We start from the raw sequence: 11,319 nt of genomic DNA on the forward strand, positions 1-11,319 counted from the left end.
CAGCACGCTCCCCGGAATCAGCCGGAGAAAATAGGAAGGGGCCAGACCTTGCGATCTGGCCCCTGACCTGGGGTTTCATGCTCTGACCAGCGGTTCAGCCGATCAAGGAATCACCCGCTACACGTTGAACCGGAACTCCACCACATCCCCGTCCTGCATCACGTACTCCTTGCCCTCCATCCGCGCCTTGCCCTTGGCGCGGGCCTCGGCGACCGAGCCCGTGGCGACGAGGTCGGCGAAGGAGATGACCTCGGCCTTGATGAAGCCCTTCTGGAAGTCCGTGTGGATGACTCCCGCGGCCTCGGGCGCGGTGGCGCCCTTCTTGATGGTCCAGGCGCGGGATTCCTTGGGGCCGGCCGTCAGGTAGGTCTGGAGGCCGAGGGTGCGGAAGCCGACGTGGGCGAGGGTGGCGAGGCCGGGCTCCTGCTGGCCGACGGACTGGAGCAGCTCCAGCGCCTCGTCCTCGTCCAGCTCCGCGAGGTCCGCCTCCAGCTTGGCGTTGAGGAAGATCGCCTCGGCGGGGGCGACCAGGGCCCGCTGCTCGTTCTTGAAGTCGTCGTCGGTCAGCTCGTCCTCGTCGACGTTGAAGACGTAGAGGAAGGGCTTGGTGGTGAGGAGGTGCAGGTCGTGCAGGAGCTCGGCGCGCTCGCTGCCCTGGACGACGCCGTGGGCGAAGAGGGTGTCGCCCTTCTCCAGGATCTCCTTGGCCTCCTCGACGGCCTTGACCTTGGGCTGGACGTCCTTCTTGATCCGCGACTCCTTCTGGAGGCGCGGGAGGACCTTCTCGATGGTCTGGAGGTCGGCGAGGATCAGCTCGGTGTTGATCGTCTCGATGTCGTCCTTCGGCGAGACCTTGCCGTCGACGTGGACGACGTTCTCGTCCTTGAAGGCGCGGATCACCTGGCAGATCGCGTCGGACTCGCGGATGTTGGCGAGGAACTTGTTGCCCAGGCCCTCGCCCTCGCTGGCGCCGCGCACGATGCCCGCGATGTCCACGAAGTCCACCGTCGCGGGCAGGATGCGCTCGGAGGAGAAGATCTCGGCCAGTTTCGTCAGCCGGGGGTCGGGGACGCCGACCACACCGACGTTCGGCTCGATCGTGGCGAACGGGTAGTTGGCCGCCAGCACGTCGTTCTTGGTCAGGGCGTTGAACAGGGTCGACTTGCCGACATTCGGCAGACCGACGATTCCGATCGTGAGCGACACGTTGCGACTTCCCGTACGTGAGGATGCGGAGGAGGGCCAGGCAGGGCCGATCCACCAGTCTACGGGGTGTCCGGTACCGCACTCGCGCGGTGTCGAACGCTTGGCCGGGCCGGGCCCGACGGCGTGTCTTTCGGCCTATTCGGCACATTAACCGACCTAAGTTGGTCCAGTGGAGCAACACAGGACGCGACCCCCGCAGTACGGCCCGCGACGGCCCCGGGCCCCGCTGCCCCCTCAGGGGCGGCGCACGGACGGCGGTGCGGCCCGGTCCGACGGCCCCGCCCGGACGGGCCGGTCCTCCGGCCCGTCCGCCGCGCCGGGAGCCCGCGGCACCCCGCGCCTCCCGCCGGGGCGCCGTCCGCCGGGCGGTGCCCCGGAGCGCCCCGTACCGCCGCTCGCGCGGCTGGTGCGGGCCGTGCGCGCGGTGCCCAATCCCCGGCTGACGGGGCTGGGCACCGGGCTGTTCTGCGTGGCCGTGATGGTGGTGCTCGGGTTCCTCGACGGGTTGCTGTTCGACACCCCGGGCGCGGCCCTGACCGTCTACGGCGTGCTGTTCCTGCCGGTCTGCGCGCTCACCGCCTGCTGGGTGCGCGGCGGGGATCTGCTCGCCGCTCCGGTCGCGGCGCCGATCGCCTTCGCCGCGGGCATGGTGAGCGTCGCCGGGGGCGGCGACGGGGTCACCGGGTGGGCGATGGGCATGGTGACGGCGCTGGCCACCGGGGCGGGGTGGCTCTACGGCGGCACGCTGATCGCCGGAGTGACGGTGCTGGTGCGCCGGGCCCGGCTGGTGCGCCGCCGGGCCGCGACGGCGGCCGGGCGCCCGCGGCCCCCGGTGGGCGCGCGGCCGTCCGGCGGGGCGCGACCGTCGGGCGGGGGGCGACCGTCAGGCGGGGGGCGACCGTCAGGCGGGGCGCGGCGCGGCGGCTGACCCGGCCGCCCGCATCGCGGCGCCCACGATGCCCGCGTTGTTCTGGAGGCGCGCCGGGACGATCTCCGCGCGGATGCCCTCGATCCGGGGCAGGAACTTGTGGGCCTTGCGGCTGACGCCGCCGCCGATGATGAACAGCTCGGGCGAGAGCAGCATCTCGACGTGGGCGAGGTAGCGCCGCACCCGCTCCGCCCACTTCTCCCACGACAGGTCGTGGTCCTCGCGGGCCTTGCTGGAGGCCCGCTTCTCCGCCTCGTGGCCGTCCAGCTCCAGGTGGCCCAGCTCGGTGTTGGGGACGAGGACGCCGTCGCTGAAGACGGCGCTGCCGATGCCGGTGCCGAAGGTGAGCAGGACCACCGTGCCGGTGCGGTCGCGGCCGGCGCCGAAGCGGGTCTCGGCGACGCCCGCCGCGTCCGCGTCGTTGACCACGGTGACCTCCGCGCCGCCGAGCCGGCCGCCCAGCAGGGCGCGGGCGTCGACGCCGACCCAGCTCCGGTCGACGTTGGCCGCCGTGCGGATCGTGGCACCGCCGGTGACCACGCCGGGGAAGGTGACCCCGACGGGCCCGGTCCAGCCGAAGTGCTCGACGACCTGCCGGACCCCGTCGGCGACCGCCTCGGGAGTGGCCGGGTGCGGGGTCAGGACCTTGTGGCGCTCCTGCGCCAGGTCGCCCCTGTCGAGATCCACAGGGGCGCCCTTGATACCGGATCCACCGATGTCCACGCCGAAGATCTGCATGGCACCACGTTACGGCCCGCGGCGGACGGTCACTGCCCGGCGGCGCCCGATCCGCCGCGCTCGGCCACCAGCGCCGCCGCCTCCTCGCGCAGGTCGCGGCGGAGCTCCTTGGGCAGCGAGAAGATGATGGTCTCCTCGGCGGCCTTGACCAGTTCCACGTCGTCGAAGCCGTATCCGGTGAGCCGTTCGAGGACCTGCTCGACCAGGACCTCCGGGACGGAGGCGCCGGAGGTGACGCCGACCGTGGTGACGCCGTCCAGCCAGGCCTCGTCGATCTCCTCGGCGAAGTCCACCAGGTACGAGGCGCGGGCACCGGCCTGGAGGGCCACCTCGACCAGGCGCTTGGAGTTGGAGGAGTTGCGGGAGCCGACCACGATGACCAGCTCGGCCTCGGAGCCCATCTGCTTCACCGCGAGCTGGCGGTTCTGCGTGGCGTAGCAGATGTCGTCGCTGGGCGGGGAGATGAGCTGCGGGAACTTCTCCTTGAGCGCGTCGACGGTCTCCATCGTCTCGTCGACGGAGAGCGTGGTCTGGGAGAGCCAGACGACCCGGGAGGGGTCGCGGACCTCGACCTTGGCGACGTCCTCGGGGCCGTCGACGAGCTGGATGTGGTCGGGGGCCTCGCCGGAGGTGCCGATGACCTCCTCGTGGCCCTCGTGACCGATCAGGAGGATGTCGTAGTCCTCGTCCGCGAACCGCACGGCCTCCTTGTGGACCTTGGTGACGAGCGGGCAGGTGGCGTCGATGGTGGCGAGCCGCCCGCGCGCGGCCTCCTCGTGGACCACGGGGGCCACGCCGTGCGCGGAGAACATGACGATGTTGCCCGGGGGCACCTCCTCCGTCCGTTCGACGAAGATCGCGCCCTTCTTCTCCAGGGTCTGCACGACGTACTTGTTGTGGACGATCTCGTGCCGGACGTAGACGGGGGCCCCGTACTGCTCCAGGGCCTTCTCGACGGCGATCACGGCGCGGTCCACCCCCGCGCAGTATCCGCGAGGGGCGGCGAGCAGGACACGGCGGCCAGACGAAGCGGTCATGCGACCCATCGTAAGGCCGTGCCCGGCGCGTCAGGCATCGCGCGGACGGGTCCCCGCCGGGAAACTGGCGGGGACGTGGACGCGGGTGCGGCGCGGTGGCGGAGGCGCGATGTCGGGGACCGGTGCGGGTGCGGGGGACGGCGGGGGCGGCGGGGCCGCCGGTGCCGGGAGGACGGGCGGTGCCGGGGCGGACGCCGGGGCCGGGGCCGGGGCGACGGCCGGGGCCGGAGGGGAGTCCGGCGGGCTCCGGCGCAGCCTGGGCTTCCGCGACCTCGTCGTCTACGGGCTGCTGTTCATCGCCCCCATGGCACCGGTCGGCGTCTTCGGCACGCTGGACGCCCGGTCCCATGGCGCGGTGGCGCTGGTCTACGTCGTGGCGACCGTCGCCATGGCGTTCACCGCGTTCAGCTACGCCCAGATGGTGCGGGTGGTGCCGCGGGCGGGGTCGGTGTTCGCCTACGCGCGCGCGGGCCTCGGCGACGGGGCGGGGTTCGTCGCCGGGTGGATGGCGCTGCTGGACTACGTGCTGATCCCGGCGGTGGCGTACCTGTTCTCGGGGATCGCGATGGAGGCGCTCGTCCCCGGGGTGTCGCGGTGGGTGTGGACGGCGCTGGCGGTGCTGGTCACGACCGCGCTGAACCTGTGGGGGGTGCGGGCGGCGGCCCGGGTGGGGTTCCTGGTGCTGGCGATGGAGATCGTGGTCCTGCTGGTGTTCCTGGTCTCGGCGGTCGTGGTGCTGGCCCGCGACGGGGCGGCCCGGGGCTGGCTGTCGCCGCTGACCGGGGACGGCTCGCAGGGGGCCTTCGCGCTGTCGGCGGTGGTGGGGGCGGTGTCGGTGGCGGTCCTGTCGTACCTGGGCTTCGACGCCATCGCGACCTTCGCGGAGGAGGTCACCGGGGGGTCCGCGAAGGTGGCGCGGGCGCTGCTGTTCTGCCTGGCGCTGGCCGGGCTGCTGTTCGTGGCGCAGACGTACCTGGTGGCGCTGCTGGAGCCGGTGACCTCGGCGGAGCTGGCCGCGCGGCCGGAGGAGCAGGGGGCCGCGTTCTACGACGCCGTGGACGCCTCGGTGGGGACCTGGCTGCACGATCTGGTGGCGGTGAGCAAGGCGGTCGGCGCGGCCTTCGCGGCGCTGGCCGGGCAGGCGGCGGCGGGGCGGCTGCTGTTCGCCATGGGGCGCGACCGGCGGCTGCCGGGGGTGCTGGCGCGCACGGGGGACGGGGTGCCGAGGGTGGCGCTGCTGGTGTCGGCGGTGATCACGATGGTGGCGGCGGTGTGGGCGGCCCGGCGGGCGGACGGCCTCGACCATCTGGTGTCGGTCGTGGACGTCGGCGCGCTGACCGCGTTCACGCTGCTCCACGCGAGCGTGGTGGGCTGGTTCGCGGTGCGGCGCCGGGGCGGGCCGGTGAGCTGGTGGCGGCACGTGCTGGTGCCAGTGCTCGGGGCGGCTGTCACCGTCGCGGTCGTCGTGGAGGCGTCGGGGGCGGCGCAGGTCGTGGGCGCGGTCTGGTTCGCCGTCGGCCTGGTGGTCCTGGTGGCGCAGGCGCGGGGCCGGGGGCGGGCCGGGGGCGGCGGCCCGGGAGCGGACGCGGGGACGGCGGGCGGAGCGGACGGTGGGCAGCGCGGCTGAGGCGGCTCGACGGGGCGGGGTCGGGCCTGGCCCGGGGCCGGGAGGCGCCGTGGCGCGGGAGACACCGGGCGCGGGGGCCCGGCGGGCCCGGGAGGCACTGGGCAGGGGGCGCGGCGAGCACCGGAACCGCCGGACGCCGGGGCGCGGCGAGCACGGGACCACGACAGCGAGCGCGGGACACGGCGGGCGCCGGGCACGGCGAGCACGGGAGACTCCGCTCTGGAGGACGCCGGGCGCCGTGGCCCCGCCGGCACGGGAGACGCCCGGCGCCGTGACCCGGCCAGCGCGGAAGACGCCACGCGGGGCGACGCCGGGCGCGGGGCACAGGGCGCGACGGACGCCGGAGCCCCCGAGCGGGGCGCGGCCGGCACCGGAGACGACGGGAGCGGGGGCTTCGGGTCTGGAGGCGCGGCCGGCACCGGAGGCGTCGGGCCGCCGGGCCCACGACCGGCACGGGAGACGGCGGGCCGCCGGGACACGGCGGGCGCGGCAGGCGTCGAGTACGGAGGCGCGCCAGCACGAGACGACACCAGGCGCCAGGCCACGGCCGGCCCGGGAGACGCCGGGCCACCGGGCACAGCCGGCACGGGGAGACGCCGGGCCGCCGGGACACGGCGGGCGCGGCAGGCGTCGAGTACGGAGGCGCGCCAGTACGAGAGGACACCAGGCGCCGGACCACCGGGCACGGGAGACGGCGGGCCGCTGAGCACAGCGGGCGCGGCAGGCGTCGGACCGCCGCGCGCGGAAGGCGCCGGGCCGCCGGTGCGCAAGGGGGCGTTCGGGGGCGCACGGGTCGGGACGCGGGGCTCCGGCGCGGGGCCCGGACGGGGCCGGTGCGACGGGCCGCCCCGTCACGCCCGGTTCCGCGCCGCACGCCCCGCGCACGGGCGCCCCCCGGTGTCGTACCCGGCCGTTACGCTCGGCGCATGGCTGTGAAATCGACGCCCGAAGCGCCCCTGCCCGTCGGCGAGGTGTCGCGGCTGATCGGGAGCTGGATCGACCGGCTCGGCGCGGTGTGGGTGGAGGGGCAGATCACCCAGTTGTCGCGGCGGCCGGGCGCGGGGGTGGTGTTCCTGACGCTGCGCGACCCCTCGCGGGACGTCTCCGTGGGCGTCACCTGCTACCGCCAGGTCTTCGACGCGGTCGCGGACGTGGTCGGCGAGGGCGCCCGGGTCGTGGTGCACGCCAAGCCGGAGTGGTACGCGCCGCGCGGCCAGCTCTCGCTGCGGGCGGCCGAGATCAAGCCGGTGGGCGTCGGGGAGCTGCTCGCGCGGCTGGAGCTGCTGAAGAAGGCGCTGGCGCGCGAGGGGCTGTTCGCCCCGGAGCGCAAGAAGCGGCTGCCGTTCCTGCCGCGGCTCATCGGCCTGGTGTGCGGCCGGGCCTCGGCGGCCGAGCGGGACGTCCTGGAGAACGCCCGGCACCGCTGGCCCGCCGTCCGCTTCGAGGTGCGCAACGTCCCGGTGCAGGGCGTGCAGGCGGTGCCGCAGGTGATGGGGGCGGTGCGGGAGCTGGACGCCATGGACGGGGTGGACGTGATCGTCGTCGCGCGCGGCGGGGGCAGCGTCGAGGACCTCCTGCCGTTCTCCGACGAGCGGCTGGTGCGGGCGGTCGCGGCCTGCCGCACCCCGGTGGTCTCGGCCATCGGCCACGAGCCGGACACCCCGCTGCTGGACTACGTGGCCGACCTGCGCGCCTCCACCCCGACCGACGCGGCCAAGCGGATCGTGCCGGACGTCGGGGAGGAGTACGAGCGGGTGCGGCTGCTGCGGGACCGGGCGCGGCGGTGCGTGGCCGCGCTGGTGGACCGCGAGGAGCGGGGGCTGGCGCACGCGCTGGCCCGCCCGTCCGTGCAGGACCCGCACCGGATGATCGACGAGCGGGAGGCCCGGGTGGCGGCGCTGCTGGAGCGCGGCAGGCGGTCCCTGCGGCACCACCTCGACCGGGCCGACTCCGAGCTGACGCACACGCGCGCGCGGGTGGTGGCCCTCTCCCCCGCCGCGACCCTGCGGCGCGGATACGCCGTGCTCCAGCGGGCCGACGGCCGTGCGGTGCGCGATCCCGGCGAGGTCGGGCCGGGCGAGGCGCTGCGGGCGCGGGTCGCCGAGGGCGAGTTCTCCGTACGGGTCGACACATAGGGTGGATGGATGACCAGCGAGGTGGAACAGCGGGCGGCCGAGGCCGAGGCACTCGGCTACGAGCAGGCACGGGACGAGCTGATCGAGGTCGTACGGCGGCTGGAGGCCGGGGGGACGACGCTGGAGGAGTCCCTCGCGCTGTGGGAGCGGGGCGAGGAGCTGGCGAAGGTGTGCCGCCGCCGTCTGGACGGCGCCCGGGCCCGGCTGGACGCGGCCCTGGCCGAGGAGGAGGCCGCGGCGGAGGCGGCCGAAGGGGACGGGCCCGCGGGCGGACGCGCGGACGGGGAGTAGCCGGCCCGGACGCCCCGGGCCGCACCCACCCGGGACGCGTCCGCCGGGCCCGCGCCCCGGCGCGCCCGGCCCGGCGCCCCACCGTCTCGGCAGCGCGCCGCCCCGTCCGGCCTCGCGTCGCCGCGCGGCGCCTCGTCCGGCCCCCGCGCCCCGTCCGGCCCCGGCGCCTCGCCGACCCGTCCCACCCGCCGCGGCGCCGGCGCCCCGCTCCCGGGACGGCAGGACCCCCGTACCGCCCGTCCCGGAAGCCGGGTCGCCGCCCGCGCGGGCGCGTCACGCCTCGCGGTCCTCCGCCAGGGTGTGGGCGACCAGCGCGTTGGCGTGGCCGTGGCCCAGGCCGTGCTCGGTCTTGAGCCAGCCGACCAGCTCCATGTGCCGGGTCAGCGGCGAGGCCCGGATGAGGTCCTTCCACTCGGCGACCGGGCGGCCGTACTTCTTCTCGATGGACGGGAAGTAGGAGGCGGGGCCCTTGGCGGGGCCCGCGGGCTCGGTGGTCATCTCTCGGTGCTCCCCTTCGGCTTCGGCTGCGGAACGCGTACGGGCCCGTGCGGCCCCTACCGCGGGGTGGACCCCGGCCCGGGGCGGAACTCATCGCCCCCCGGGTGTGATGCCCGTCACCCCGCCCGCGCCGACACGTGAAGAGGATCACCCCGCGGCACATTTGGTTAAACATTGAACTTCTCTGGCGTAGAGTCGCCCCGTCAGCGGCTCCCGCGCACGCGGGCCCCGCACCCGTCTCCCGAGGAAGATCACGCATGTCTCTCGTTCTTGACCCCGCCGCGCAGGACCTGCTGTTCCGCGAGGCGCGCACCGCGAACTCCTTCACCGACGAGCCGGTCGGCGACGAGCAGTTGCAGGCGATCTACGACCTGGTCAAGTACGGTCCGACCGCCTTCAACCAGTGCCCGCTGCGCGTCACCCTGGTCCGCTCCCCCGAGGCCCGCGAGCGCCTGGTCGGGCACCTGGCCGAGGGCAACCGGGCGAAGACCGCCGCCGCACCGCTGGTCGCGATCCTCTCCGCGGACAACGAGTTCCACGAGGAGCTGCCGCAGCTCATGCCGCACGCCCCGCAGCTCAAGGACGCCTTCTTCAGCGAGCGCCCGGTGCGCGAGGGCACCGCCGCGCTGAACGCCGCCCTCCAGGCCGCGTACTTCATCATCGGCGTCCGCGCCGCCGGGCTGGCCGCCGGCCCGATGACCGGCCTGGACTTCGAGGGCGTCCGCAAGGAGTTCCTCGACGACGACCACACCCCGCTGATGGTCGTCAACATCGGCCGGCCGGGCCCCGACGCCGCCTTCCCGCGCTCCCCGCGCCTGGCGTACGAGCAGGTCGTCACCACCGTCTGAGACGCCGGGGCGCTCCGGCAGCCGCCCCCGCCCCGCACATGAGCGAGGCCCCCGGACAGCCTGGGTTCCAGCGTCCGGGGGCCTTCGCCCGCGTGCGAGGGCGCCGGGCGGGCGCGAGCGCCGGGCCGGGCGGCGCGGGGCGCCGGTCAGGGCATCGTCAGCGCCTCGGCCATCGCGGTGAGCTGGTTGAACGACCCGGTGCCCGCCACGACCGTCGTCGCGCCCCGCTTGCCGCCGGTGTCGTGCAGCACGAGCGCGTCGTAGCGGCCGCCGGTGTAGCGGGTCCAGGTCCGGCCGCCGATCTCCTGCGTGACCTCGGTCTCCTCCGCGCCCCGGCTGGCGTCGGAGATGAACCGGGACGGCTTCTTCAGCGACTGCTCGACCGCCACGTACTCGCCGTCGGGAGCGCGGAAGCCCAGGTGCCAGGTCTCGGCGTCGTCGCCGCGGTAGCGCACGGAGGTCGGCTTCCACTCCTCGCCCAGCCCGTCGGGCGCGGCCACCGGGTAGGACGCCGCGCGGCGCGCGGTGTTCAGCTCGACGGAGTAGTCGATCCGCCTCAGCTCCGGCTCGCGGTTCTCGTCGTGCGGAATGAAGATCCAGACGACGCCCGCCACCAGCATGATGACCCCGAGGGACAGGATCATGTCCCGGGCCGACTTCTGCTTGCCTTTCGTACCTGCCACGCCCCTATCGTCGCAGGTGCCCGGCCCGCTCATCCGTGGGGGCCCCTGCTCATTCTGTCGGGCGGGAGATACAGTCGATCCATACCCTCAAACGGCCGTCGTCGTACAGAAAGGTGCGCTCCGATGACCGAAAATCATCAACTGCCGTCCGAACTGGACGTCCCCTCCGAAGCGCCCGACCGCAATCTCGCCCTGGAACTCGTGCGGGTCACCGAGGCCGCGGCGATGGCCGCCGGCCGCTGGGTCGGGCGCGGCGACAAGAACGGCGCCGACGGCGCCGCCGTGCGGGCCATGCGCACCCTCGTCTCCACCGTCTCGATGAACGGCGTCGTCGTCATCGGCGAGGGCGAGAAGGACGAGGCGCCGATGCTCTTCAACGGGGAGAACGTCGGGGACGGCACCGGCGCCGAGGTCGACATCGCCGTCGACCCGATCGACGGCACCACCCTGACCGCCAACGGCATGACCAACGCCATCGCGGTCCTGGCCGCCGCCGAGCGCGGCTCCATGTTCGACCCGTCGGCCGTCTTCTACATGGACAAGCTGGTCACCGGCCCGGAGGCCGCCGACTTCGTCGACATCGACGCGCCCGTGTCGGTGAACATCCGCCGGGTCGCCAAGGCCAAGCGCTCCACGCCCGAGGACGTCACCGTCGTCATCCTCGACCGGCCCCGGCACCAGGGCCTGATCGACGAGGTCCGGGAGACCGGCGCCCGGATCAAGCTGATCTCCGACGGGGACGTGGCCGGCTCCATCCTGGCGCTGCGCGAGGGCACCGGCATCGATCTGCTGCTCGGCATCGGCGGCACCCCGGAGGGCATCATCTCCGCCTGCGCGGTGCAGTGCCTGGGCGGCACCATCCAGGGCAAGCTCTGGCCCAAGGACGACGAGGAGCGGCAGCGGGCCCTGGACGCCGGGCACGACCTGGACCGGGTGCTGACCACCGACGACCTGGTCTCCGGGGACAACGTCTTCTTCGTCGCCACCGGCATCACCGACGGCGAACTGCTGCGCGGGGTGCGCTACCGCTCGGAGACGGCCACGACCGACTCCATCGTGATGCGCTCCCGCTCCGGCACGGTCCGCCGGATCACCTCCGAGCACCGGCTGAGCAAGCTGCGTGCCTACAGCGCGATCGACTTCGACCGCGCCAAGTGACCTCGCGGCACCACCGCCGCGCTCTCGCGAAAGGGGCGCCCTCTGTGCGGAGGGGGTGCCCCTTTCCCCTGCCCGCGCACCGCGTCCCGGCCGCGCACCGCCCCGCGCGGCGCACCGCAGCAACCCCGCACCGCGCAATCCCGCACCGCGTCCCGGCCGCGCACCGCCCC

11 protein-coding genes are annotated in these 11,319 nt (G+C 74.7%); 6 read left to right on the forward strand and 5 right to left on the reverse strand.

Annotation, left to right across the window (positions count from 1 at the left end; translation table 11 throughout):
* Positions 1 to 117: 117 nt before the first annotated feature.
* On the reverse strand, positions 118 to 1,206 hold the full coding sequence (gene ychF, locus GTY84_RS04835; protein ID WP_161224837.1) for a redox-regulated ATPase YchF: 1,089 nt from the start codon (positions 1,204 to 1,206) through the stop codon (positions 118 to 120).
* A gap of 169 nt (positions 1,207 to 1,375) precedes the next feature.
* On the opposite strand from ychF, the gene GTY84_RS04840 reads away from it, so the two are divergent.
* Entirely contained in the window at positions 1,376 to 2,134 is a 759-nt protein-coding gene (locus tag GTY84_RS04840) for a DUF6542 domain-containing protein (protein ID WP_345943345.1), read from the forward strand.
* Here GTY84_RS04840 and GTY84_RS04845 read toward each other — a convergent pair.
* Together GTY84_RS04845 and GTY84_RS04850 are read right to left on the reverse strand one after the other, a co-directional pair.
* A complete protein-coding gene (locus tag GTY84_RS04845) occupies positions 2,108 to 2,872 on the reverse strand; it encodes a polyphosphate--glucose phosphotransferase (RefSeq protein ID WP_161224838.1) in 765 nt (254 codons plus the stop codon). The genes GTY84_RS04840 and GTY84_RS04845 overlap by 27 nt on opposite strands.
* Positions 2,873 to 2,901: 29 nt before the next feature.
* A complete protein-coding gene (locus GTY84_RS04850) occupies positions 2,902 to 3,918 on the reverse strand; it encodes a 4-hydroxy-3-methylbut-2-enyl diphosphate reductase (protein WP_161224839.1) in 1,017 nt (338 codons plus the stop codon).
* Between the two features lie 100 nt (positions 3,919 to 4,018).
* Between GTY84_RS04850 and GTY84_RS04855 the strand changes: the two genes are divergently transcribed.
* The 3 genes from GTY84_RS04855 to GTY84_RS04865 all read left to right on the forward strand — a co-directional run bounded on the left by GTY84_RS04855 (position 4,019) and on the right by GTY84_RS04865 (position 7,962).
* Positions 4,019 to 5,536: an APC family permease gene (locus tag GTY84_RS04855; protein ID WP_161224840.1), complete on the forward strand. Its 1,518-nt coding sequence runs from the start codon at positions 4,019 to 4,021 to the stop codon at positions 5,534 to 5,536.
* 926 nt (positions 5,537 to 6,462) lie between these two features.
* A complete protein-coding gene (xseA, locus tag GTY84_RS04860; RefSeq protein WP_161224841.1) occupies positions 6,463 to 7,671 on the forward strand; it encodes an exodeoxyribonuclease VII large subunit in 1,209 nt (402 codons plus the stop codon).
* A gap of 9 nt (positions 7,672 to 7,680) precedes the next feature.
* Complete coding sequence (locus GTY84_RS04865) at positions 7,681 to 7,962, forward strand: exodeoxyribonuclease VII small subunit (RefSeq protein WP_161224842.1); 282 nt, start codon at positions 7,681 to 7,683, stop codon at positions 7,960 to 7,962.
* Between the two features lie 273 nt (positions 7,963 to 8,235).
* Here GTY84_RS04865 and GTY84_RS04870 read toward each other — a convergent pair whose 3' ends face one another.
* Positions 8,236 to 8,460: a DUF4287 domain-containing protein gene (locus GTY84_RS04870; protein ID WP_161224843.1), complete on the reverse strand. Its 225-nt coding sequence runs from the start codon at positions 8,458 to 8,460 to the stop codon at positions 8,236 to 8,238.
* A gap of 257 nt (positions 8,461 to 8,717) precedes the next feature.
* Between GTY84_RS04870 and GTY84_RS04875 the strand changes: the two genes are divergently transcribed.
* Positions 8,718 to 9,308 (forward strand): malonic semialdehyde reductase, encoded by a 591-nt coding sequence (locus tag GTY84_RS04875; RefSeq protein WP_161224844.1) that lies wholly within the window; start codon positions 8,718 to 8,720, stop codon positions 9,306 to 9,308.
* Positions 9,309 to 9,454: 146 nt separating this feature from the next.
* Here GTY84_RS04875 and GTY84_RS04880 read toward each other — a convergent pair whose 3' ends face one another.
* Entirely contained in the window at positions 9,455 to 9,991 is a 537-nt protein-coding gene (locus tag GTY84_RS04880; RefSeq protein WP_345943346.1) for a DUF4245 domain-containing protein, read from the reverse strand.
* 123 nt (positions 9,992 to 10,114) lie between these two features.
* On the opposite strand from GTY84_RS04880, the gene glpX reads away from it, so the two are divergent.
* A complete protein-coding gene (gene glpX, locus GTY84_RS04885) occupies positions 10,115 to 11,149 on the forward strand; it encodes a class II fructose-bisphosphatase (RefSeq protein WP_161224846.1) in 1,035 nt (344 codons plus the stop codon).
* Positions 11,150 to 11,319: the final 170 nt, after the last annotated feature.

This window comes from Streptomyces sp. SID8352 (assembly GCF_009862265.1).
Lineage (GTDB): Bacteria > Actinomycetota > Actinomycetes > Streptomycetales > Streptomycetaceae > Streptomyces.